Annotated in this window: 19 protein-coding genes; 7 read left to right on the forward strand and 12 right to left on the reverse strand. The window is 62.5% G+C overall.

Translation table 11 applies throughout. The features are described 5' to 3' along the window. The first annotated feature begins 103 nt into the window (after positions 1 to 103). Entirely contained in the window at positions 104 to 2149 is a 2046-nt protein-coding gene (paaZ, locus tag ACLH1I_RS11195; RefSeq protein ID WP_062913883.1) for a phenylacetic acid degradation bifunctional protein PaaZ, read from the forward strand. A 625-nt stretch (positions 2150 to 2774) separates the two neighbouring features. Next, complete coding sequence (gene tynA / locus ACLH1I_RS11200; RefSeq protein WP_064794807.1) at positions 2775 to 5042, forward strand: primary-amine oxidase; 2268 nt, start codon at positions 2775 to 2777, stop codon at positions 5040 to 5042. 2 nt (positions 5043 to 5044) lie between these two features. On the opposite strand, the gene ACLH1I_RS11205 is transcribed toward tynA, so the two are convergent. From ACLH1I_RS11205 to ACLH1I_RS11235, 7 genes are all read right to left on the reverse strand, one after another. Next, positions 5045 to 6028 carry a zinc-dependent alcohol dehydrogenase family protein gene (locus tag ACLH1I_RS11205; protein ID WP_198079768.1) on the reverse strand — a complete coding sequence of 328 codons (984 nt, stop codon included), beginning with the start codon at positions 6026 to 6028 and terminating at the stop codon, positions 5045 to 5047. 22 nt (positions 6029 to 6050) lie between these two features. Then, entirely contained in the window at positions 6051 to 6869 is an 819-nt protein-coding gene (locus ACLH1I_RS11210) for a phytanoyl-CoA dioxygenase family protein (RefSeq protein WP_004204030.1), read from the reverse strand. A 24-nt stretch (positions 6870 to 6893) separates the two neighbouring features. Next, complete coding sequence (argE, locus tag ACLH1I_RS11215) at positions 6894 to 8063, reverse strand: acetylornithine deacetylase (protein ID WP_049116292.1); 1170 nt, start codon at positions 8061 to 8063, stop codon at positions 6894 to 6896. After that, entirely contained in the window at positions 8056 to 8730 is a 675-nt protein-coding gene (locus ACLH1I_RS11220; RefSeq protein WP_017898739.1) for a DUF1028 domain-containing protein, read from the reverse strand. Before ACLH1I_RS11220 ends, argE begins: the two co-directional genes overlap by 8 nt. Then, complete coding sequence (locus ACLH1I_RS11225; RefSeq protein ID WP_004190423.1) at positions 8727 to 9161, reverse strand: RidA family protein; 435 nt, start codon at positions 9159 to 9161, stop codon at positions 8727 to 8729. The genes ACLH1I_RS11220 and ACLH1I_RS11225 overlap by 4 nt, the downstream gene beginning before the upstream one ends. A 26-nt stretch (positions 9162 to 9187) precedes the next feature. Further along, entirely contained in the window at positions 9188 to 10444 is a 1257-nt protein-coding gene (locus tag ACLH1I_RS11230; RefSeq protein ID WP_004204027.1) for a flavin-containing monooxygenase, read from the reverse strand. 170 nt (positions 10445 to 10614) lie between these two features. Beyond that, positions 10615 to 11529, reverse strand: a complete 915-nt coding sequence (locus ACLH1I_RS11235; protein WP_004204026.1) for a LysR substrate-binding domain-containing protein — start codon at positions 11527 to 11529, stop codon at positions 10615 to 10617. Between the two features lie 488 nt (positions 11530 to 12017). On the opposite strand from ACLH1I_RS11235, the gene ACLH1I_RS11240 reads away from it, so the two are divergent. Genes ACLH1I_RS11240 through ACLH1I_RS11255 form a run of 4 tightly spaced genes read left to right on the forward strand, consistent with a single transcriptional unit; the run spans position 12018 to position 16028 of the window. Continuing rightward, entirely contained in the window at positions 12018 to 13538 is a 1521-nt protein-coding gene (locus ACLH1I_RS11240) for an amino acid ABC transporter permease/ATP-binding protein (RefSeq protein WP_064794806.1), read from the forward strand. 26 nt (positions 13539 to 13564) lie between these two features. After that, the gene (locus ACLH1I_RS11245; protein WP_049116246.1) at positions 13565 to 14437 is read left to right on the forward strand and encodes a phytanoyl-CoA dioxygenase family protein; all 873 of its coding nucleotides are present in this window, start codon (positions 13565 to 13567) and stop codon (positions 14435 to 14437) included. A 23-nt stretch (positions 14438 to 14460) separates the two neighbouring features. After that, on the forward strand, positions 14461 to 15291 hold the full coding sequence (locus ACLH1I_RS11250; protein ID WP_198079770.1) for an ABC transporter substrate-binding protein: 831 nt from the start codon (positions 14461 to 14463) through the stop codon (positions 15289 to 15291). 5 nt (positions 15292 to 15296) lie between these two features. Next, the gene (locus ACLH1I_RS11255; protein WP_032455924.1) at positions 15297 to 16028 is read left to right on the forward strand and encodes a class II aldolase and adducin N-terminal domain-containing protein; all 732 of its coding nucleotides are present in this window, start codon (positions 15297 to 15299) and stop codon (positions 16026 to 16028) included. A gap of 18 nt (positions 16029 to 16046) precedes the next feature. Here ACLH1I_RS11255 and ACLH1I_RS11260 read toward each other — a convergent pair whose 3' ends face one another. Beyond that, positions 16047 to 16937 carry an oxidoreductase gene (locus ACLH1I_RS11260; protein ID WP_032455923.1) on the reverse strand — a complete coding sequence of 297 codons (891 nt, stop codon included), beginning with the start codon at positions 16935 to 16937 and terminating at the stop codon, positions 16047 to 16049. A 124-nt stretch (positions 16938 to 17061) separates the two neighbouring features. Continuing rightward, the gene (locus tag ACLH1I_RS11265) at positions 17062 to 18561 is read right to left on the reverse strand and encodes an aldehyde dehydrogenase family protein (RefSeq protein ID WP_048294657.1); all 1500 of its coding nucleotides are present in this window, start codon (positions 18559 to 18561) and stop codon (positions 17062 to 17064) included. Positions 18562 to 18796: 235 nt separating this feature from the next. On the opposite strand from ACLH1I_RS11265, the gene feaR reads away from it, so the two are divergent. Further along, positions 18797 to 19699 carry a transcriptional regulator FeaR gene (gene feaR / locus ACLH1I_RS11270; protein WP_017898744.1) on the forward strand — a complete coding sequence of 301 codons (903 nt, stop codon included), beginning with the start codon at positions 18797 to 18799 and terminating at the stop codon, positions 19697 to 19699. Here the strand turns inward: feaR and ACLH1I_RS11275 are convergent, their stop codons facing one another. From ACLH1I_RS11275 to ACLH1I_RS11285, 3 genes are read right to left on the reverse strand one after another with little or no spacing between them, the layout of a single operon-like run. Beyond that, positions 19700 to 20023 (reverse strand): YdbL family protein, encoded by a 324-nt coding sequence (locus ACLH1I_RS11275; RefSeq protein ID WP_004204018.1) that lies wholly within the window; start codon positions 20021 to 20023, stop codon positions 19700 to 19702. A gap of 7 nt (positions 20024 to 20030) precedes the next feature. Beyond that, on the reverse strand, positions 20031 to 20216 hold the full coding sequence (locus tag ACLH1I_RS11280; protein WP_004204017.1) for a YnbE family lipoprotein: 186 nt from the start codon (positions 20214 to 20216) through the stop codon (positions 20031 to 20033). Beyond that, positions 20213 to 22852: a YdbH family protein gene (locus ACLH1I_RS11285; RefSeq protein WP_004204016.1), complete on the reverse strand. Its 2640-nt coding sequence runs from the start codon at positions 22850 to 22852 to the stop codon at positions 20213 to 20215. Before ACLH1I_RS11285 ends, ACLH1I_RS11280 begins: the two co-directional genes overlap by 4 nt. Positions 22853 to 22914: the final 62 nt, after the last annotated feature.

Genomic DNA, 22914 nt, shown 5'->3' on the forward strand with positions numbered 1-22914 from the left:
TCGCGATCACAATGTTAATAATTTATTAAATACTGGCTTGCATTTTATGATTCATAAAAGAACTATTTATAGATATCACACGTAACACATTTGGAGATTTGCGATGCAGCAGTTAGCCAGCTACTTATCCGGCGCCTGGCAGACCGGCCGGGGCCGCGCCCGTACTATTCATCACGCCATCACCGGCACGGCGCTGTGGGAGGTGACCAGTGAAGGTCTGGATATGGCGCAGGCGCGCCGCTTCGCGATTGAGCGCGGCGGTAAGGCGCTGCAAGCCATGACCTTTATTGAACGCAGCGCGATGTTAAAAGCGGTAGCGAAACACTTGCTGGAGCAGAAAGACCAGTTCTACGCCATCTCGGCGCAAACCGGCGCCACCCGCGCCGACAGTTGGGTGGATATTGAAGGCGGTATCGGCACCCTTTTCACCTATGCCGGGCTGGGCAGTCGCGAACTGCCGGACGATATCCTGTGGCCGGAAGACGAGCTGATCCCGCTCTCAAAACAGGGCGGTTTTGCCGCCCGTCACGTGCTGACCTCGAAGTCGGGCGTCGCCGTACATATCAACGCCTTCAACTTCCCCTGCTGGGGAATGCTGGAAAAACTGGCCCCCACGTGGCTTGCCGGTATGCCAGCTATCATTAAACCGGCAACCGCTACCGCCCAGCTCACCCAGGCAATGGTGAAAGCGATTGTCGACAGCGGCCTGGTGCCGGAGGGCGCCATCAGCCTGATTTGCGGCGGCGCGGGCGATCTGCTCGACCACCTCGATAGCCAGGACGTGGTGACCTTTACCGGCTCTGCCGCCACCGGCCAGCAGCTGCGGTCGCACCCCAACCTGGTGGCCAAATCGATTCCCTTTACCATGGAAGCGGATTCGCTCAACTGCTGTGTGTTAGGCGAAGACGTCACGCCGGAGCAACCGGAGTTCGCGCTGTTTATCCGGGAAGTGGTCCGCGAGATGACGGCGAAAGCCGGACAAAAATGTACCGCTATCCGCCGCATCATCGTCCCGCTGGCGCAGATCAATGCGGTTAGCGATGCGCTGATCGCCCGCCTGCATAAAGTGACCGTCGGCGACCCGGCGCAGGAAGGGATTAAGATGGGGGCGCTGGTTAATCACGAGCAGCGTCGGGACGTACAGGAGAGCGTCAATAAACTGATTGCCGCCGGCTGCGAAGCGCTGCTTGGCGGACAGGCGGACCTCAGCGCGGCCGGAGCCTTTTTCCCGCCGACGCTGCTCTACTGCGCGCAGCCGGATGAAACCCCGGCGGTTCACGCTATTGAAGCCTTTGGCCCGGTGGCGACCCTGATGCCCTACCAGGACCGCCAGCATGCGCTGACGCTGGCACGCGCCGGCGGCGGCAGCCTGGCGGGGACGCTGGTTACCGCCAGCGGCGAACTGGCGCGGGAGTTTATCCTCGGCGCCGCCCGCGCGCATGGCCGTATTCAGATCCTGAACGAAGCATCCTCCGCAGAATCAACCGGCCACGGTTCGCCGCTGCCGCAGCTGGTGCACGGCGGCCCCGGCCGCGCCGGCGGCGGAGAGGAGCTAGGCGGACTGCGTTCGGTGAAACACTATATGCAGCGCACCGCCGTCCAGGGCAGCCCAACGATGCTGGCGACCATCGGCCAGCAGTGGGTACGCGGCGCCCAGGTGAGCGAAGATCGCATTCACCCGTTTCGCAAATATTTCGAAGAGATCCAGCCCGGCGACAGTTTGCTGACCCCGCGCCGTACGCTGACCGAAGCGGATATCGTTAACTTCGCCTGCCTGAGCGGCGACCATTTCTACGCCCACATGGACAAAATCGCCGCCGCCGAGTCGATTTTCGGCGAGCGGGTGGTTCACGGTTATTTCCTGATCTCCGCGGCGGCCGGTCTGTTCGTCGATGCCGGCGTCGGGCCAGTTATCGCCAACTACGGGATGGAAAACCTGCGCTTTATTGAACCGGTCAAGCCGGGAGACACCATCCAGGTGCGTCTGACCTGTAAGCGGAAAACGGTCAAGCGGCAGCGCAGCGCTGAGGAGAAAGCCACCGGCGTGGTGGAATGGGCGGTGGAGATTTTCAACCAGCACCAGCAGGCGGTGGCGCTGTATTCCATTCTCACCCTGGTGGCGCGCCAGCAGGGGGATTTCCCGGCGTAATGGCGGAAAATAGACCGCTGGCGCTCTGTTGGCCGATCCTTTAGCTATTGCTTGCAACGGTTTCGCCCCGGGAAGTCCTTTATGTTATCTGTGGCTTCAGCGCACATGGCGCTCCCGGTTAGTCTTCTGCGTTATGCCTGGCATGGCGCAGGGAGCGCACAGGGGGCGGCCAGTCGCCGCCGCCCCCTGAACCCCCGGGCTCCGGCCAGCAAAATCGCCGCTGCGCGGTCCCTTCGACTTATCCCTGCAGGCTTCGGGTCGGGCCGAGGCAGCGTCCATGCAAAACACGGCCCTCAGCCCGCATCCATGCGGGCTGCCCCGGCCTGCCGGGAACGTCTCAGCGATGTTGAGGCCGCCAGCACCGGCAGTTTCAGCGGCCCCAGCGCTAGCGCCAGCAGTGATTTGGGGCTGTAGGCCGGGTAAGGCGTTAGCCGCCACCCGGCAAAAAAATCGGCGCTCGTGCTTAATGCCTCTGCGGAGGCATTTTTTACGTCCCTCTGGCAAAACTGACAAATAACCTGGCAAGAGCAAACAAACGCTACGGCGCCGCGGGCTGGTAGCTTAAGGGTGACAAAGCCGACATTCGCAGCGGCATAAGACAACACAACAATAAGATGAGGTCACAATGGCAAACGGCTTGAAATTTTCTCCTCGTAAAACCGCACTGGCTCTCGCTGTCGCGGTGGTTTGCGCCTGGCAATCACCGGTCTTCGCTCACGGTAGCGAAGCCCACATGGTACCGCTGGATAAAACGCTGCAGGCGTTCGGCGCTGACGTGCAGTGGGATGACTATGCGCAAATGTTTACCCTGGTAAAAGATGGCGCTTACGTCAAAGTGAAGCCCGGCGCCAAAACGGCGATCGTCAACGGTAAATCCCTTGACCTACCGGTGCCGGTGGTGATGAAGGAAGGTAAAGCCTGGGTCTCCGATACCTTTATCAACGACGTGTTCCAGTCCGGTCTCGACCAGACCTTCCAGGTGGAAAAACGCCCTCACCCGTTAAACTCGCTCTCGGCGGCGGAAATCAGCGAAGCGGTGACCATTGTCAAAACCGCGCCGGAGTTCCAGCCGAATACCCGCTTTACTGAGATTTCCCTGCACGAGCCGGATAAAGCGGCGGTATGGGCCTTTGCCCTGCAGGGAACGCCCGTTGATGCCCCCCGCACTGCCGATGTGGTGATGCTCGATGGCAAACATGTCATTGAAGCCGTCGTCGATCTGCAAAACAAAAAAATCCTCTCATGGACGCCGATCAAAGGCGCGCACGGCATGGTGCTGCTCGATGATTTCGCCAGCGTGCAGAACATCATCAACGCCAGCAGCGAATTCGCGGCGGTGCTGAAAAAACACGGTATTACCGATCCTGGCAAGGTGGTCACCACCCCGCTCACCGTCGGCTACTTCGATGGCAAAGATGGCCTGCAGCAGGATGCGCGTCTGCTGAAGGTGGTCAGCTATCTCGATACCGGCGACGGCAACTACTGGGCGCACCCGATTGAAAACCTGGTGGCGGTGGTCGACCTGGAAGCAAAGAAAATCATCAAAATCGAGGAAGGCCCGGTGATTCCGGTGCCGATGGAACCGCGTCCGTATGATGGCCGCGACCGCAACGCCCCGGCGGTGAAACCGCTGGATATTACTGAACCGGAAGGCAAAAACTATACCATTACCGGGGATACCATTCACTGGCGGAACTGGGATTTCCATCTGCGTCTTAACTCGCGCGTCGGGCCAATCCTCTCGACGGTGACCTACAACGATAACGGCAAAAAACGCCAGGTGATGTATGAAGGTTCGCTCGGCGGGATGATCGTCCCCTACGGCGACCCGGACGTCGGCTGGTATTTCAAAGCCTATCTGGACTCCGGCGATTACGGCATGGGCACCCTGACCTCGCCGATTGTACGCGGCAAAGACGCGCCGTCGAATGCGGTGCTGCTGGATGAAACCATCGCCGACTACACCGGCGCGCCGACCACCATCCCGCACGCCGTCGCCATATTCGAGCGCTACGCCGGGCCGGAATATAAGCACCTGGAGATGGGCAAGCCCAACGTCAGTACCGAGCGCCGGGAGCTGGTGGTGCGCTGGATCAGCACCGTCGGCAACTACGACTATATCTTTGACTGGGTGTTCCACGACAACGGCACCATCGGCATCGATGCCGGCGCCACCGGGATTGAGGCGGTGAAAGGCGTGCTGGCGAAAACCATGCACGACCCGAGCGCCAAAGAAGATACCCGCTACGGAACGCTGATCGACCATAATATTGTCGGCACCACCCACCAGCATATCTATAACTTCCGCCTCGACCTCGACGTGGACGGCGAAAACAACACTCTGGTGGCGATGGACCCGGAGGTGAAGCCCAACACCGCCGGCGGCCCGCGCACCAGCACCATGCAGGTGAATCAGTACACGATTGACAGCGAACAGAAAGCGGCGCAGAAATTCGACCCGGGTACGATTCGCCTGCTGAGCAACACCAGCAAAGAGAACCGCATGGGTAACCCAGTCTCTTACCAGATCATCCCTTACGCTGGCGGCACCCATCCGGCGGCGACCGGCGCCAAGTTCGCCCCCGACGAGTGGATCTACCATCGTCTGAGCTTTATGGATAAACAGCTGTGGGTGACGCGCTACCACCCGAGCGAACGCTATCCGGAAGGCAAATACCCCAACCGCTCCGCTCACGATACCGGGTTAGGCCAGTATGCCAAGGACGATGAGTCGCTGACGCACCAGGATGACGTGGTGTGGATCACCACCGGCACCACCCACGTGGCGCGCGCTGAAGAGTGGCCGATCATGCCAACCGAATGGGCGCACGCCCTGCTGAAGCCATGGAACTTCTTTGACGAAACGCCGACCCTCGGCGAGAAGAAACAGTAATCTCAACCCACGGTGAAATCGAGCAGGATTTTACCGCCTCTTCCCGGCTGGCCGGCGGCGGCAATCGCCTCGCGCCAGTCGTTCAACGCCACCCGCTGGGCCGGCGGTTGCGTAGTCGTCGGCAGCCGCTGCCAGATCTCATCGAATGCCGTCCGCCATGCCGCCACGCTGAGGCCAGGCAGCGCCTCCCGCAGATGAAACTTGCGCACCGCCGCGCTGGCGCGCGTCTGGATCAACGGCCGCCCGGATAATAAGCCGTAGGAGACCAGGGTCGACGACGCGGGCAGCACCGACAACAGCGTGTTCCCCAGCTCCCCGCCCACCGCGTCAAACACCAGATCGCTGTGCTGGCTGACCTTCTCCACCAGCGCCCGATCGGCGTCGAGGATCGGATAGATCCCGGCCTGCTCCAGACGCGCCCGATGCTGCGGCGAGCGAATAATCCCGCTTACCGAACGGGCGCCCATGGCCAGCGCCCACTGCCCCAGCAGGCTGGCGCAGGAGGAGGCGGCGGCGGTCAGCACGATCTGTTTCCCGGCAACCGGCCAGCGACTGAGCATCAGCATCGCCGTCAGCGGATTGATATACCCGCGGGCGGCCAGCAGATCGTCCACCGCCGGGGGAACCGGCACCAGCCAGGTCTCATCGAGATCGATAAACCGTTGCCAGGTGCCGCCCCCGCGCAGGGGCAGCACCCGCTGGCCCGCGGTCAGCCGGCTGCCGAATGGCGCGGCGACCACCTCGCCAAGGCCTTCGTAGCCGGGGACGGCCGGCAGTCGGGTACGGTGGCGATAGGCGCCGGTGATGGGGATCAGATCTGAAGGATTCACCGGGGCATAGCGCATCCTGACCCGCACCCGTCCACCGGCCAGCGGCGCCAGCGGGGCGCGTTTCAGCGTTAGCACCGCGGCCGGCGGCCCGTAGCGGTCATAAACAATGGCGTCGTTGAACATCGACTGGCTCCAGACAACGAAAGACGGGATCATAGCAGATCCCGTCCGAAGCCGCTTACGCTGGTGGCCAGACCTGGGGGAACAGTGGAGAATCCAGCGGGTCGCCGTCCCGCAGGGTCAGCTCGGGGAACGGCGGCGACGTCACGCCGCCGCGGTCGGCAAAGGCGGCGTCATCCCCCACCCAGCGGGCGGAGAAGACCCGTCGCGCCCGCGCTCCAGGGTTGCCGCGGGCGCCATGGACGGTGCGAAAATGAAAGGCCACCGCATCCCCCGGCTCCAGCGCCCAGCTGACGATATCGTACTCGTCCTCATGGGCGTCGATATCCGGCAGCGCGCTGAACCGGGTGTGCTCGTAGAGCCTGGTGCCATTGAAGCGGGTGGGACTGTACTCCGCCTCCCAGCGATGCGACCCGCGAATGCAGCGCAGCGAGGTGGCCTCTGCTACCGGGTCCAGCGGGATCCAGAAGCTGACGTTCTGTCGGCCGGAGACGCAATAGTAAGGCTGGTCATGATGCCAGGGGGTGACCGTGCTGCCCCCGGCGGGTTTGACCAGCGTATGCTCATGGAAAAATTTCGCCGTCTGCGACTGCATCAGCGCCGCGGCGATTTCGGCGGCGGCCGACTGGAAGACAAACTCGCTAAACGCCGGGATCCGCGACCAGTTGCAGTAATCCTGAAAAAAAGGCGGCGAACCATCTTTGGGGATCACCGTGCGCGCATGACCATATTCGCTGGGGCTGGCCATCAGCGCCGTGACCCCCTCGGCGAGGCGCTCAACCCAGGGGGTAAAAACGCCCTTCAGTAATACCACGCCATCCGCCTGCCAGCGGTCGACTGTCGCTTGATCGATATGGTGAGAGTGTTGGTTGTGCATCGCTTGGGTTCCTGTGTGGGTGGATCAGGTAAGCGGTTCTGCGGGCTCGGCGCGCATCCACGCGCAAAGCTGGCCCAGCATCGCCATGCAGCGTTCGGTCTGGTCGATGCTGATGTACTCATCGGCCTTATGGCCCTGGGCCATGCTGCCCGGCCCGCAGACCAGGGTCGCGACGCCCATCTCGTCGAACAGCCCCCCTTCGGTGCCGAACGCCACGGTGGAAAACCGATCGCTGCCGCACCACTGCGCCAGCCAGCGGGCGAAGTCGGACTGTGGATCGCTGAGCAGCGGCGGGTAGTGGCTCAACAGCTGAAACTGGATGTCGCTTCCGCCGCCGACCCGGCGCATCTCCGGCAGCAGCCGGCGGCGGGCGTAGGCCGCCAGCGCTTCGGTAACCGCTTCGGGACGCATCCCCGGCAGGTAGCGGATTTCAAAATCAAAGCGACAGGACTGCGGAACGATGTTCAGCGCGGCGCCGCCCTGAATGGTGCCCACCTGCAGGGTGCTGAAAGGCGGCGAAAAGCGGCTGTCCAGCTGCCGGGCCAGACGCTCGCCCAGCCGATCCAGGCGGTTGATCAGCCTGGCCGCGTAGCGGATGGCGTTCACCCCCTGCGGGGCATAGGCCGAATGGCAGGCCTGGCCCTCAATGCAGCAGCGCATGGCCAGTTTGCCTTTATGACCGAACACCGGCTGCATCTCCGTCGGCTCGCCGATGAGGCACAGCGCCGGTTTCTCCGGCGAGGCCTGCAGAAAATCCACCAGGCTGCGCACGCCGAGGCAGCCGACCTCTTCGTCATAGGAGAAGGCCAGATGCAGCGGCATCCGCAGCGGCGCCGCCAGAAAGTCATCCACCGCCGCCAGCACGCAGGCGAGAAAGCCCTTCATATCGGCGCTGCCGCGGCCGTAGTAGCGGCCATCGCGCTCGGTCAGGCTGAACGGCGGCACGCTCCAGTCCTGCCCGTCCACCGGGACCACGTCGGTATGGCCCGAGAGCATCACCCCGCCGCCGCCGGACGGCCCCAGCCGGGCGTAGAGATTGGCCTTTCCCCCCGACGGGTCATAAAAGCGGCGGGACGCCACGCCGCGGGCGGCGAGAAAATCGGCGATCCAGTCGATCATCGCCATGTTTGAATGGCGGCTGGTGGTATCAAAGGCCAGCAGCGCGGCAAGGATCGCTCCCGGCGTGTTATTCATCGCCAGGCACGCCATAGGCCGGCGCCTCGCGCGGGTCGAGCGCCCGGGTAATATAGGCCTCCATTTGCGGCTCCCACGCCAGCCACAGCTGCTCAAGGGCCGCCAGCGGATCCGCTTCCGCCCAGTCAATGCGCAGGTCGACCACCGGCCACGGGTAATCGTCCACCACCTTCACCGCCGCCGAGTGGACCGGCCCGGCCTCGCCCCCGGCGACGATCCCGGCGCGCAGTCCGGCCAGCAGCCGGCTGGTCAGCTCACCGGTGGCGGCCTCAAAGGCGCCCACCATCGCAGCGATCACCCCCTCACTGGCCAGCATGTTGCCCGCCGCCACGCAGTTATCCCCCGCCAGGGCGCCGCCGATCCCAAGAGTGAATTCCCCGCTGAACACCGCCGTGTCGCCGTCGGCGTCAATCGCCGCGACCTGGCGATATTCGCGGAAGCGATCCTCCGCCAGCGCCTGCTTCAGGGCCTGCTCAACGCTGGCCCCCGCTTCGAGCGCGCTGAGGATCTGCGGCCCCAGCGACGGCAGGGTAATGTTCTGGCTGGAAACCGCCCCCACGCCGGGCAGCAGCCACGGACAGCGCGACCCGACGGCCATGCTCGATGAACTAATGGCGATGCCCAACTGACCCGTTTCCGGGCAACGGGCGGTAAGGGAAAGGGTCATTCTGCCGCCTCCCCCTGCCAGTCGTCAGGGATCACCGCCGTGACGTCAATCTCCATCAGCCACTGCGGCTGCGCCAGGGCCGACACCACCACCCCGGTGGAGATGGGAAAGACCCCTTTCAACCATTTTCCCACCTCCTGATAGACCGGCTCGCGATAGCGGGGGTCGATCAGATAAGTGGTGGTCTTGACGATATGCGAGAGGTCGCTGCCGGCCTCTTTCAGCAGCTGCTCGACATTCTTCATCGCCTGTTCCGCCTGGGCTCGCGGGTCGCCGAGGCCGATCAGGTTGCCGGCAAAATCGGTGCCGACCTGGCCGCGAACGTAGACGGTATTCCCGGCCCGCACCGCCTGGCACAGATCGTTGTTCAGCGCCTGGTTCGGGTAGGTCTCTTTGGTGTTAAACATGCGAATACGGGTATGGGTTGGCATCAAAGCACTCCTTCAGGAAACGGTTATCAGGACGGCTGGTAACGCTGATACTGGCGCTGAATGGCGATCTGGTCGGCAATATATTTGGCATCGTGCCAGACGCCCCAGATAAAGGTGGACCCGCGCCGCGACAGCCACGGCAGGCCGAGAAAATAGACCCCCGGCTCCGTCGACACGCCGCGGTGATGCTGTGGCCGCTGCGCGTCATCGAAGGCGTTGACCTTCAGCCAGCGATAGTCGGTGGTATATCCGGTCGCCCAGATGATGGCGCCGATCCCGGCCTCGGCCAGGTCGAGGCTAAGCAGCGGGTCGCTGACGCAGGCCGGATCGGGCAGAAACTCACGGGCGGAGGGCTCTTCAGGCAGATCCGAACCGTTGCGCGCTACCCAGTCGTCGGCGGCGTCGAGCAGCGCAAGATAAGAGGCATCGCCGCGGCGGATATTCTCCGCCAGGTCGGGGTGGAACAACGCCCTGGCGCCGTCAAAGCCGCGGGTCTGCCCCACCAGGGTGACCCCCTGATGCGCCAGTTGGCGAAAATCGACGGTATGGCCGCCGCGCGCGCCGCTCACCGCGATAGTGACATGCTCTTTCCCCGGCGCATTGGCCGCGGCGTCCCACATTCCCAGCACCCCGAGCCACCAGCAAAAATCGCGCTGGCGATAGCGACGCGGCGGCCGGTCGTGCGCCCCCACCGACAGCCACACCGCGCGTCCGGCACGCTGCAGCTCATCGGCAATCTGGACGCCGGAGGATCCGGCCCCCACTACCAGCACGCCGCCCTCCGGCAGCTGCTGCGGATTAAAATAGTGCGCCGAGTGGAGCTGCTGAATAGCCGGACTCTGCGGGGCGATCGCCGGGATCGCCGGGCGCTGAAAGGGTCCGGTGGCCGCTACGATCCGCTGCGCCTCAATCACCCCCTGGGAGGTGTCGACACGAAAGCCCGGTCGCCCGGCGAGGCGTTCGGCGCTGTACACCTCCACCCCGGTACGGATCGGCGCGTTGAAGCTGCGGGCATAGGCGGCAAAATAGTCCGCAACCTGCTCTTTGCCGACAAAGCTATCCGGCGGGCAGTCCGGGAACACCATCCCCGGAAACCGATCGTGCCAGGCCGGGCCGTTGGCCACCAGCGAATCCCAGCGCCCGCTGCGCCAGGCCTGGGCAATACCCTGTTTCTCCAGCACCAGGTGGGGAATATCCAGCCGGGTCAGATGCTCGCTCATGGCGACGCCCGCCTGCCCCGCGCCGACCACCAGGGTATCGATCTCGGTTATCTGTTCAGTCATTTCTCTATCCTTCAAGCACAGTTGCCGACGAGGTCGCCGGAATTGACGGCTTTCAGGTTATTTAACTGTGACGAATTGGTAAAATATTATAAAACGATCGACTGAATAGAATTTTACGAGGCTGATTGACGACAAAAAAAATAACGCCTGCCGGATCGACAGGCGTTATTTCAGCCGTGAGAGGGGGTTAATTCGATACTGCGGCAATAATCCATAAACAGTTGCGTTGGCCGCGTCGGCTCATTATTAGCGAGATGCGCCATAATTAAGGTTGAGGCGGGCATATCGTCGGCAATATCCCGCTGCACCACCCTTTCACCATCGTAGGTCATATCGCAACAGGGCCGGGTGACCAGCACCGAAAAACCGAGCCCCTGACCGACCATACAGCGCACCATTTCGATAGAGGGTGAGCTGTAAGCTACTTCCGGGTGATAGCCTTTTTCCTTAAAGATGGAGATGAAATAATTTTTGCTCGGGACCGCATCAAGGAGGATCATCGGCTCGCGGCTCAGCTCCTGCAGCGTCACCTGCGCCTTTTGCGCCAGCGGATGCGCGGCGGGCAGCAGCGCGTAGGGTTTATGCGGGGCGTTAAGCCGTTCTTTATTGATCGAGTGGCCAAGCTCCAGATCGTAGACCAGCGCCAGGTCAAAGCGGCCGCGGTGCAGGCCATGCATCAGCTCATGCTGTTCGCCGTCATACAGATGCAGCGTAATTTCCGGATAGCATTTCTTAAATCCAGCCACCAGCTTCGGCATATACAGCGGAGCTACCGATTCAAAGCAACCGATGGAGATCATGCCAGAAACCAGCTCTTTATCCGCCCGCGAATTCTGCTCAAATTCCCACGACAGGCGCAGCAGCTCCTTCGCTTTATCGTAGATCCGCCGACCGCTGGAGGTGAGCGAGACGCCCTGCGCGTGGTGGCGAATAAACAGCTGCTGGTCGAAGGTGCTCTCCAGATTCTTAATGGCAATGGAAATCGACGGCTGCGCAATGTGCAGCTGGCGGGAGGCCTCGGCGATACTCTCCGTCTCCACCACGGTGACGAAATATTTGAGCTGCTTCAGGGTAAATCGGTTCATAGCATCACCATTGATAAAATATGGTCCGGCGCACGCAGGAAATAGTTTTCCTCTAAGTCCCAAGCAATCCGCGTGCCACCCGCGAAAAATGGCGGCGCATTGCCCGCCAGGGGGCGATATTATTTATTCTCCTCCCGCGCCGGCACGGTTTATTTCCGCTTTTGCACCATCATGCAACACGCTGCACATTGAGCAGGCAGCGGTCGCCCCAGTTTCGCGCAAAATAACCTGCCTGCATAAAATATCGTTATTCAATTGCAGCTATTGTTTTTAAATTGTTTACGCAAAGTATCCTGATAATCACTTTAAATTCCATATCGTTAATAACGCTGTATAGTTTTTTTAAACTTAAAGACCAAAAATTTACTAATTGCCTCTGAAAGCATCCTGCCAGCATAGTGTATTCGCACGATGAACACCGGCGGCTCCCCATTAATGCACAGCCGAGCCGCTTTCATTTAGGTTAATTATGACGAGTGAAATAGCCCATGACGTTTAACTGGAACTACATGTTAAGCCTGCTCAGCGATGCCGATTTTTGGTGGGCCACCTGGACCGTCATTAAATTAAGTCTGCTGACCTGGGGCTGCAGTATTGTGCTCGGCTTTATTCTGGCGCTGGCTAAACAGTCGCCGCGCGGCTGGTTATCCACCCCTGCCCGGCTGTATATCTGGTTATTTCGCAGTATGCCGCTGCTGGTCCTGCTGATTTTTGTCTACAACATGCCGCAGGCGCTGCCCTCCTTCGCGCCGGTGCTGAACGATCCCTTCTGGGCCGGCCTGCTGGCGATGGTCCTCAGCGAAGCGGCCTATATCGCCGAGATCCATCGCGGCGGGCTGCTCTCCATCCCCCGCGGGCAGAGTGAAGCCGCGCGGGCCCTGGGTTTACGCTACGCCGGGATCCAGTGGCGGGTGATCATTCCCCAGGCGCTGCGCGTCGCCCTGCCGGCGCTGGCCAATGAGTATATCGCCATCGTGAAGCTCAGTTCGCTGGTGTCGGTGATCTCCCTGACCGAAATATTGATGGTCGGCCAGCAGCTCTACTCGCAAAACTTTCTGGTCATGGAGACCATGACCGCCGTGGCGTTTTATTACATCTTTATCGTCACGGTGTTCGATTTTCTGCTGAAACGGCTGGAGAACTACCTCGATGTCACCCGACGCGACACCGCCCGGCCGGTGGATGCCGAGATGCAGCAGTTGGCGACCGCCCGGCGCCCGGCGATGGCGCGCAGCGTCTCCCAGGGCCAGGAGCCGGCACTGCAGGCCTCTAAGCTGCATAAGGCCTACAACAATGTCGAAGTGCTGGGGGCGGTGAGCCTGCAGATCCAGCCCGGCGAAGTGGTTTCGGTTATCGGCCCGTCGGGTTCGGGGAAAACCACCCTCATTCGCCTGCTAAACGGTCTTGAGCAGATCGATAACGGCGAAATTCAGATTAACGGCCAGCCCTTTATTCATCTCGACCATCAGGGGCAGCAGAAGCCGCGCTTTATGGAGAATGCCGAACACCGTCTGAATATCGGCATGGTGTTCCAGAGCTTCAACCTGTTCCCGCATCTGACCGTGTTCGGCAATCTGCTGCTGGCCCCGCGCTATCACCATCTGGCGAGCGACGCGGAGCTGCGCCAGCACGCCTGCGAACTGCTGCACAAGGTGGGCATGCTGGAACACGCCTGGAAGTATCCGCACCAGCTCTCTGGCGGTCAGCAGCAGCGGGTGGCGATCGCCCGCGCCCTGATGATGCGTCCGCAGATCATGCTGTTCGATGAGCCCACCTCGGCGTTGGATCCGGAAAAAGTGAATGAGGTGCTGCAGGTTATCGAATCCCTGGCCCACGAAGGCATCACGATGGTGATCGTCACCCACGAGATGAACTTCGCCTTCAAAGTGTCTGACCGGATCGTGTTTATGGAGAAAGGCCGGGTGGTGTGCGATGACACGCCGCAGGCGATGCGCAGCGGGCAACACCCGCGGGTCGAGGCCTTTCTGAAAGATGTTTCTCTGGCTTAATTATCGGGACGTGAAGAGGAAAAACTATGATTGCGCAGTGGCAAATTGAGCAGTTTCATCAGCAGGGTTATCTGGTGGTCGAAGGGGTGCTTTCCGCCGCCGACATCGCCACGCTGCAGAGCGATTTCGACGGCTGGGTCGAGGAGAGCCGCCGTCACGCGACGGCGTGGGGAGAAACCCTCGACGGGCGGCCGCGTTTCGATATCGAACGCGACCATGCTCCCGACCATCCGTCGCTGCGCCGGGTCGCCTCCCCGACGGAGATCTCCGAGGCCTATCGCCATACTGCGCTGAATTCGCGGATGGCGACCATCGCCGGGCAGCTGATCGGCGGCAACGGCACCCGTTTTCACCACAGCAAAATTAACTCCAAGCTGCCGCACACCGCCACCGAGGTGAAATGGCATCAGGATTTCCTCTTCACCCCGCACAGCAATGACGACATTATCACCGCACTGCTGATGGTCAGCGAGGTGACGCCGGAGAATGGCCCGCTCAATGTGGTGCCGGGCAGCCATCAGGGGCCGCTGTGGTCCCACTGGCAGGAGGGTCGCTTCACCGGGGCGGTGGATGACGAGGTGGTGACGGCTCACTGCCAGCAGCCGCAGGCCTGTTTTGGCCCGGCGGGCTCAGTCTGCTTTATGCATACCCGCCTGCTGCACGCCTCCAGCCCCAACGAAACCGCCCTGCCGCGCACCCTGTTCATCAGCGTCTACGCCGCCGAGGATGCGCTACCCTTCGGCGAAAACCCGCTGCCGAGCCGCCATGCCGGCCAGCTGGTGGCCGGGGAAGAGAGCGGTCTGGTGCGCAGTACCAATAACCAGCTTCGCCTGCCGCAGAAGCCGCGCGGCGCTTCGTTTTTTGTTCAGCAGGCCGGTGCCGATCGCGCCAGCATGTAATTCGCCCACACTCCGGAGGTTTTATGACACGCTTTTTCGCACCACGCCCGCTGGCTCTGCTGCTCTGCGCAGCGGGGGCTCTGACATCCCTGAACGCGCTGGCCTTCCAGCAAAGCGGCAAGATCACCGCCGGTTCGGACATGACCTTTTTCCCTTACGAGTACATGGAGAACAACAAACCGGCGGGGTTTGATATTGAACTGCTCGACGGTCTGGCGAAGAGCATGGGCCGCGAGGCGGTGAATATCGACACCCGCTTCCCCAACCTGATCCCCGGACTGCAGGGCGGGCGCTTCGATATCATCAACTCGTCGATGTACATTACCGCCGAGCGCCTGAAGGTGATCGACATGGTGCCGTACCTGAAAAGCGGGGAAGCGATCCTCGCCCGCAAAGGGGGCGACTACCAGCCTAAGACGCCGGAAGACTTCTGCGGGCATAAAATCGGCTCGATGGGCGCCACCTCGTGGCTGGCGCAGTTGCAGAAGCTTTCCGCCGACTACTGCGTGAAGAAAGGGCTGAAGCCAATTGCGCTGAGCGTCTATACCACCGACCCGCAGACCACCCAGGCGCTGCTGTCCCGCGCAGTGGATGCGCAGATCACCGACGCCGCCGTGGCGCGCGGGGTGGTGGAAAAGCTGGGCGACCGGGTGGCGATCTCCTCTGACACCCTGATCTATCCAGTGCTGAACGGCTTTGGCGTTAAAAAAGGCAACACGGAGGTGAAAACCGCCCTCGAACAGGCGCTGAAAAAATACAGCGCGACGCCGGAATATGCCGCCTTGCTGAAGAAATATCACTTCCAGGCGCCGACGGCAGAGGATCTGCAGACCCTGATGCCGAAAGCGGAGTAATGCCCATGCGCGATTCCGATGAAGAGCAGATCCGCATCGACCTGGCGGCCACCTTTCGCATCATTGCCCATCTCGGCATGCATGAGGCGGTGGCCAACCATTTCAGCGCCGCGCTCTCCGCTGACGGGAAAACGTTTTTACTCAACCCGAAGTGGAAACACTTTTCGCGCATCCGCGCCAGCGATCTGCTGGTGCTGCACGCCGATGATGAACGTTGCGCCTCGCGACCTGACGTCGATGCCACCGCGTGGGCCATTCACGGGCAGATCCATCAGCGACTGCCCGACGTGCGGGTGGTGCTGCATCTGCACCCGGTGTACACCACCAGCCTCGCCTGTCTGGCGACGCCGCAGATCCTACCCATCGACCAGAACACGGCCCGCTATTTTAACCGGGTCGCCGTCGATACCCTGTACGGCGGGATGGCGGACACCGCGGCAGAAGGCGCCCGGCTGGCGGGGCTGCTGACGGATAAACGCCGTCTGCTGATGGGCAACCATGGGGTGCTGGTGACCGCCCCGACTATCGGCGAAGCGTTCGACGATATCTGGACCCTGGAGCGCGCCTGTCAGATCCTGATCACCGCCTGGTCAACCGGCCAGCCGCTGAAGGTGCTGTCGGACGCGGTGGCGGAAAAAACCGCCCAGGACTGGGAGAAAATTGCCGATTTCTCCCGGCAGCACTTTGCCGAGATGAAGCAGTTGATGATCGACCTCGATCCCTCCCTGGTGGATTAACCCCGCGCCAGCCCGGGGTCAGCCCGGGCCGTCGCTGGCCGCCGCCAGCAGCGGCACGATGATATCGCTGAGCGGCGTCGGTATGCCGTGTTGACGCCCGCGACGCTGTACCACCCCGTTTCGAATATCCCACTCCAGCGGTCGGCCATGCAGGCGATCGATCAGAATAGAGGTGCTTAAGTCGGCAGGCGCCCGATGAAAGCCGGCGATGATCTCCTCCGGCACGCTGTCGCTCAGGACGGCCCCTTCCGCCCGCGCCACCTGCAGGCATTCGCGCAGATAGGCCAGTCCGAGGGCGGTGATCTCCTCCCGGGCGAACATCCCGGCGCGTCGTCCGGTCAGCACCATCAGTCCGGCGACGGCGTTCTGCAGCAGTTTACGCCAGGCGACGCTGGTAAAATCCGCCGCCAGCTCCACCGCGCAGTGGGTTCCCGCCAGCGCCTGCTGCACCCGCTCCGCCCCCGGCAGATCCGGCAGCGTCAGGCGCGGCGCGGCGCGCAGCCAGACCGAAGCATCGGCGTCGCGCTGCGCCGGAAACCAGACCACCGACGGCAGCACCGTCGCGCCGCCGGTCAAAGGGGCAAACTGCTGGCGCTGCTCGACGCCGTTTTGCAGCACGCACACCACGGTGTCTGGCGAACACAGGGCCGCCAGCCACGGGGCGATGGCCTCCGTTTGGGTGGCCTTCACCGCGACAAACACCAGGTCGAAGGGGGCGGCTATCGCCGTCGGGTCGGTGAGCACCGGGCCGGGCACCACGATCTCACCCTCATCAGTGCGCAGCACCAGCGACGAATGGGCAGTGCGCCCGCAGACCACCGGCGCCCTCCCCACCGCAAACAGGGCGGCGGCGATCGTGGTGCCGATGGCGCCGGGACCAATTAGTGCAACTTCAGGAAATGCAGTCATGCCGAAGTCCTCCTCATCATTCTCCGCCCTGCGCGGGCAAAGATTGCCCTCCACAGTAGCGAGAAAGAGCGGAGGTCGGCAAGCGGGACGTCGGGAAAAGCGATGCGCCTTCCCCGACGGAGGGTTAGTAACGCACGCAGACGGATTTGGTTTCGCACCAGCCGTCGAGCCAGTCCGGGCCGAAATCGCGACCGGTGCCGGACTGCTTCATGCCGCCGAACGGCAGGTTGGCGTCAATCAGGGTATGGCTGTTGACCCATACCGTCCCGGCCTGCAGGCGGTCGGTATAGTTGAGAGCCTGGGTCAGGTCGCGGGTCCAGACGCTTGCGGTCAGGCCAAAATCGCTGTCATTGGCCAGGCGCAGCGCCTCCTCGCCGTCGGCCACCCGCACCAGGTTCACCACCGGGCCAAACACCTCCTCGCGGGTGAGGCGCAGTCCGGCGTCCGGGTTAACCACCAGCGTCGGCGGAATATAGTACCCCCCGGCATCCGGCCCGGCGCTGCCGCTGATAAGCTCCGCCTTCTGCTGTCGGGCCTCTTCAAGGTAGGCCGCCACCTTGTCGCAGTGGGCCCGGGAGACCACCGGGTTGATCTGCGCCGTCTCCAGCATCCCCGGCCCCACCTGCAGTGATTTCACCGCCTGCTCGAAGCCGCTGACCAGGGTGTCAAACAGCGGCGCTTCAATGTAGATCCGCGAGCTGGCGGCGCAGACCTGCCCCTGGTTAAGGAAGCTGCCGGTCATCAGCCCCTCAATGACCCACTGGGGATCGGCGTCTTTAAGCACAATCGCCGGGTTCTTGCCGCCCAGCTCCAGCGTCACGCGGGTCAGGCGGTCGGCGGCCACCCGCGCAATCTGTTTCCCGGTGGCCGTCGAGCCGGTAAAGCTCACCTTCGCCACCTGCGGATGGGCGGTCAGCGCCGCGCCGCAGCCGGCGCCGCTGCCGGTGACCACGTTGAACACCCCGTCAGGAATGCCCGCCTGGGTCGCCAGCTCCGCCACCCGCAGCAGGGTCAGCGGGGTGGTTTCTGAGGGTTTAATGACGATCGAACAACCCGCCGCCAGCGCCGGCATCACCTTCCACATACCGATCATCAGCGGGAAATTCCACGGAACGATGCCCGCCACTACCCCCACCGGCTCTTTTTTGGTCCACGCCTGATAACGCGCCCCTTGCGGGAACGGGATCGAGACGTCCAGCGTCCGGCCGCTGATTTTGGTGGTCAGCCCGGCGGTGTAGCGCATCCAGTTCAGGGTGCAGCCGACCTCGAAGGCGCGGGAGATGGCGATGGATTTACCCTGCTCGAGGGTTTCCAGCTGCGCCAGCTCCTCGCCGTGCTGCTCCACCAGATCGGCAAAGCGCAGCAGGATGCGCTCGCGGTCGGCCGGGGTGCGCCCGGCCCAGCGGCGGTCGACGAAGGCACGCCAGGCGGACATCACCGCCCGGTCAACATCCGCCGGGCTGGCGTCGGCGGTGGTGGCGATCGCCTGCCCGGTGGCCGGATCCCAGACGGTTAACCGGTTTTCGCTCTGCGCGGCGCAGGGGGCGCCGTCGATATACAGGCCATGCTGACGGTCTAAAAACTGCTGGACGCTGGCAAGCAGCGCTATCTGAGAGGTGGACATACACTTTCCTTATTCTTCGCGGATAGTGCTTTCAGTCTATGTCCGGTTGGCGGCGGGCGCTTTTTTCTCTGTGACATTCGTTTGCGCCGCTGTGACAGTCGCCGCAATTCCGTCGCCTGCCCTGACAGAAATGTGCCGCAGGTAATAGTTCTTTCATATACCCGCCATCGCGCCCTTGCCTGAGGCGGCATAAATGCAACAATGCAGAAACATTATTATTACAGGAGAAGGGCGAATGATGACCACGGCTGAGGGGGGGCTGGCGTACCAGCGCTGGCTGGCGACGATCAATCAGGTCTGCGGCCATTTCGCCGCCCGGCCGCTGGAGGGCCGCTTTCACGGCGAGATTGACGCCCGCTACGCCGGCAGCCTCAAGGTCAGCACGGTCACCGCCGCCGGCGTCAATCTCTACCGCACGCGCAATGAGATAAAACGCGATAACGACGCCTGGTTCTATACCGTGTTTCAGCTCGCCGGCGAAGCGGTGATCGAACAGGACGATCGCCAGGTGACCCTGGCGGCGGGGGATATCACGTTGATCGATGCCGCCCGCCCATGCTCTATCGTCTGGCAGCAGACCTCGCGTCAGGCTTCGCTGCTGCTGCCGCGCCAGCGGGTGGCGCCGACGGGCGAGATAGTTACCGCCTGCCGGCTGGATAAGTCTCTGCCGATGGTACAGCTCAGCCAGCGACTGCTGCTGGAGAGTATGGGCGGCGCGGCGCTCTCCGCCAGCGAAAGTGAAGCGGCGCTGGAGGCGATCGCCTGCCTGTTGCGCCCGGTGCTGCGCCAGCGTGAGCCGACCCCGTCCCGGCGGGACAAGCAGTTTCAGAAGATAATAGCGTTAATCGACGCATCCATTCAGTCGGAGCATCTGCGGCCGGAGTGGCTGGCCAGCGAGATGGGAATGTCGGTGCGCAGCCTCTATCGGCTGTTTGCCGACAAAGGGCTGGTGGTGGCGCAGTATATTAAGAACCGGCGGCTGGATCTGTGCGCCCGGGCGTTACAGGACGTCCACGATGACGAAAAGCTGGCGGGGATCGGCTACCGCTGGGGCTTCAACGACCATAGCCATTTCTCCACCGCCTTTAAGCAGCGCTTTGGCGTCTCGCCGGGCGAATACCGCAAGCGCTGCCGCTAATTATTTGCGCAGCCACTGGCCGTTTAGCCCCTGAACGTACTCGCCGGGTTGAGCGCGGGCAACCAGCTTCTGTCCGGCCATTTTCGCTACCTCATCCACCGGCAGATTGTTGTCATCCGCCAGCTGCTGGTAGCTTTCACTGCGCGCGGCGTTGATCTGTTTCACCAGCGCCAGCGTCTCTTTATCCTGACGCAGCGGCGCCAGATAGCCGTTCAGCGTCTCCCCCACCCGCCCCTGCTGGCGCGCTTCGCTCAGGGTTAACGCCAGCGCGGGCGCGCTAAGCAGAGTCAGCGCCAGCGCCGCGGTTAACAGTCGTTTTCTCATCGTCGCCTCAGAACAAATCGCTGCGGGATTTCAGCAGGTTTTCCACATCCTTATCGACCTTGATATGGATCTCATGCTCAATTTTGACATTCATATTGATGGTGATGGGCTCTTTCGACGCCGCAATTTCGATACGCGGCGTACAGCCGGCGAGCAGCATCGACGCCACTATGGCCAGTAACAGCTTCTTCATTTAGGTTCCTTACATGTCTTACCGTCCGTACAGCGCCGCACGGGCAGCGTGGCATTTTGCTCAAGCCACGCCTGTAAATTGTCGCCGAAGCGTAAACTGCGCCACAGATCGAAAATATTCTCCTCATGAGCGTAGTTTAAATGCACGGTACTGCTTTTCCCGTCCACCCGGCTGGTGCCGTTGATGGCGGCTTTAAGCGTCAGCACGCCCAGATTGTTCAGGTTAATCTGCGTCGATGAACGGGAGATCTCCATATAGCGCAGCCAGTTGATCGCCGCCCCGGCGGAGACGTTGTCCGCCACCAGCGCATCGGCGGTGTCTTTATCCAGCCGCAGGGTCATCGGTCCGTCATTGCGCAGCCAGCCGTCGTGGATAATCCATTGATTGTTCTCCAGCCACAGCGGCAGCGCGCCGCTCACCGCCCCGGACATGGCGAACTGCTTCACCTTGACCGCGCTGGTCAGTTCGCTGCTGGAGATGTGCTGCAGACGGATCAGCGCCGGGTCGCGCTGCGGCATGCGCAGCTGCAGCAGGGTCAGCTTGCCGCCTAACAGGTCGACGCTGACGTCGCTAAGCTGCAGTGGATTGGCCTCGCTCCACGGCCAGGTGCCCTGCAGGTCCGCCGTCAGGTTGCGCGCGGTGACCTGGTTGACGATTTCGCCAATGCGCAGGGAGACCGGACGGCGGGTGCCCAGCTGCCAGTGGCCGTCGCTGAAGCGGAACGGCAGAACGAAGTCGACGCCGTTGATCTGGTTATCCGGCATCCAGGCGCTGCCGCCCTTCAGGACGCCATGGCCGCCTGCCTCAAATCCCTGCCCGGCTGCCGCCGAGAAGGCCACCTGCGCATAGAGACTGCCTTCGCGCAGGTTCATCTTCCAGTCCGGCGGCACCAACGGCTGGAATACCGTCAGCGACTGTTTTGGCCACCACGCCTGGCCGCGCAGCCGTTCGCCATCCCAGCGACCGGTCAACCGCACCGGGCCAATGGTATCGGCGTGCAGCGCGCCGGTGAACTGGAACCACGTCGGGTCCCGGCCGTCGAGGGCGAATTTCAGCGTCGATGCCGGAAGATAGCTGCCGCCGGTGAAGGTAGTTTTTGCCGCATCCAGCGACAGCGCGCCGGTCAGCCGCGGATGCTCAGCATCGCGCAGCCAGCGGATCGGCTGCTCGAGGGTCAGACGCGGCGTGCTGACCCGCATCGTGCCGTACTCGAGCTTGTCGAAGCCAGTGGAGAGGCTGCTCAGCGTAATGGCATTGTCCCGCCACTCACCGCTGCCCTTCACATCCCAGCGCGCCTGCATAGGCGTGAAATGCCCCTCGCCCCAGTAGCGCCACTGCCAGCGGCCGCTGTCGGGCAGAAAATCGTTCGCCAGACCGTCCAGATGCAACGTAAAGTCGCCCATCTGCTGCTCATGGGCGCGGAGGATCGCCTGCAGGCGGCCATCGACGCCCTGCTGCGTGACCTTTACCCCGGCCAGCGGCCAGCGAATTTCGTCAATGTTCAGCGCGTCGATCACCCGCCCGCGCGACCGCAGCAGCGCCCCGGGGTGAAACGCCAGCTGCGGGCTGACCAGCGACCCGCTGAGCTGGGCCGGCAGCGCGGCGTAAAAGATCATCTCCCCCAGCTTGGCCTCGCCGGTGAGTCGCAGCGGCAGGTCGCTGTTATCCATGCTCAGCTTGCCCGGGCCGATATTCAGCACCGCGTTGCCTTTTCCGGCATGCCCCTCGGTGAGAACATTCAAGCGACCGCTGACGATCATCTGTTCCGTGCCCTGCTGCCAGTTACCCACCGACAGCGCCACGCGGCCGCTCAGCGGATACGCCTCGTAGCGGGTGCGCCAGCGGCCGTCGCTGATGGTGATCCGCTCCGGAGTGATCTCCCACGGCAGGTCGAGAATGGGCTCCACCTCGCCGCGTGGGGTGACCAGCAGCTGGCCGCGATTATGCTGCCACGTCAGCTCGGCATCGATCCATTCCGCAGTCTGCGGGAATTCGAAGGTGCCCTGCATCTGGCCATCGACCGGCAGGCCATCCGGCACCAGCGGCAGATGGAAGGTCCCCACCAGCTTCACCGGCGGCTGATCGTCAGCCAGCCGGGCGCTGAACTGGCTGACGGTAAGCGCCTGGCCGCGCAAGCGCGCCTGCAGGCTCAAATCGTTACCGGCAAAGCCGATATCCTGCTGCGCAGGGGTCAGTGACATCACCAGCCGCCCCTGCCATTTTTCCCACGGCGACAGCCGCAGGTTATCAATAGTTAACCAGCTGTAGGGCAGCATCGATTGCCATTCGGCAAGGGTGCGCGGCGATCCGGGCGTGGGATCGCTGGCCGGCAGTTTGCTCAGGCAGGCGCTGTTGATGTCAAGTTGGCCAATATGCAGCCGCCAGCGGCTGGGGCGCGAGAGACGGGCATCGGTCACCCTGGCGAGTTCACACTCGCCCACCAGATAGCGCAGATCGGGGATCAGCAGGGCGGAACGCGTAAGACGCGGGCTCTCCTGCATAGCGATATGAGTGCCCACGGGCAACCAGATGCCCGCCAGCGTCGGCACCCAGTGGGTCAGCGTCAACAGCAGGGTTAGCGGCAGTAACACCAGCGCTAACACCAGCGCGATGGCGGCTTTATATTTACCCTTCATGGGCAGTTAATATCCTGATTCAACATAAGTAAAAGCCGAAAGGCGCCCATTGTGACACGTTC

The sequence above is a fragment of the Klebsiella sp. 1SOBk10mer genome (genome assembly GCF_046602535.1).
Taxonomy (GTDB): domain Bacteria; phylum Pseudomonadota; class Gammaproteobacteria; order Enterobacterales; family Enterobacteriaceae; genus Klebsiella; species Klebsiella quasipneumoniae.

Coding starts and splice junctions, on each gene's coding strand:
- paaZ (WP_062913883.1), top strand. CDS start 104: ATGCAGCAGTTAGCCAGCTACTTATCCGGCGCCTGGCAGACCGGCCGG.
- tynA (WP_064794807.1), top strand. CDS start 2,775: ATGGCAAACGGCTTGAAATTTTCTCCTCGTAAAACCGCACTGGCTCTC.
- ACLH1I_RS11205 (WP_198079768.1), bottom strand. CDS start 6,028: ATGATCCCGTCTTTCGTTGTCTGGAGCCAGTCGATGTTCAACGACGCC.
- ACLH1I_RS11210 (WP_004204030.1), bottom strand. CDS start 6,869: ATGCACAACCAACACTCTCACCATATCGATCAAGCGACAGTCGACCGC.
- argE (WP_049116292.1), bottom strand. CDS start 8,063: ATGAATAACACGCCGGGAGCGATCCTTGCCGCGCTGCTGGCCTTTGAT.
- ACLH1I_RS11220 (WP_017898739.1), bottom strand. CDS start 8,730: ATGACCCTTTCCCTTACCGCCCGTTGCCCGGAAACGGGTCAGTTGGGC.
- ACLH1I_RS11225 (WP_004190423.1), bottom strand. CDS start 9,161: ATGCCAACCCATACCCGTATTCGCATGTTTAACACCAAAGAGACCTAC.
- ACLH1I_RS11230 (WP_004204027.1), bottom strand. CDS start 10,444: ATGACTGAACAGATAACCGAGATCGATACCCTGGTGGTCGGCGCGGGG.
- ACLH1I_RS11235 (WP_004204026.1), bottom strand. CDS start 11,529: ATGAACCGATTTACCCTGAAGCAGCTCAAATATTTCGTCACCGTGGTG.
- ACLH1I_RS11240 (WP_064794806.1), top strand. CDS start 12,018: ATGACGTTTAACTGGAACTACATGTTAAGCCTGCTCAGCGATGCCGAT.
- ACLH1I_RS11245 (WP_049116246.1), top strand. CDS start 13,565: ATGATTGCGCAGTGGCAAATTGAGCAGTTTCATCAGCAGGGTTATCTG.
- ACLH1I_RS11250 (WP_198079770.1), top strand. CDS start 14,461: ATGACACGCTTTTTCGCACCACGCCCGCTGGCTCTGCTGCTCTGCGCA.
- ACLH1I_RS11255 (WP_032455924.1), top strand. CDS start 15,297: ATGCGCGATTCCGATGAAGAGCAGATCCGCATCGACCTGGCGGCCACC.
- ACLH1I_RS11260 (WP_032455923.1), bottom strand. CDS start 16,937: ATGACTGCATTTCCTGAAGTTGCACTAATTGGTCCCGGCGCCATCGGC.
- ACLH1I_RS11265 (WP_048294657.1), bottom strand. CDS start 18,561: ATGTCCACCTCTCAGATAGCGCTGCTTGCCAGCGTCCAGCAGTTTTTA.
- feaR (WP_017898744.1), top strand. CDS start 18,797: ATGATGACCACGGCTGAGGGGGGGCTGGCGTACCAGCGCTGGCTGGCG.
- ACLH1I_RS11275 (WP_004204018.1), bottom strand. CDS start 20,023: ATGAGAAAACGACTGTTAACCGCGGCGCTGGCGCTGACTCTGCTTAGC.
- ACLH1I_RS11280 (WP_004204017.1), bottom strand. CDS start 20,216: ATGAAGAAGCTGTTACTGGCCATAGTGGCGTCGATGCTGCTCGCCGGC.
- ACLH1I_RS11285 (WP_004204016.1), bottom strand. CDS start 22,852: ATGAAGGGTAAATATAAAGCCGCCATCGCGCTGGTGTTAGCGCTGGTG.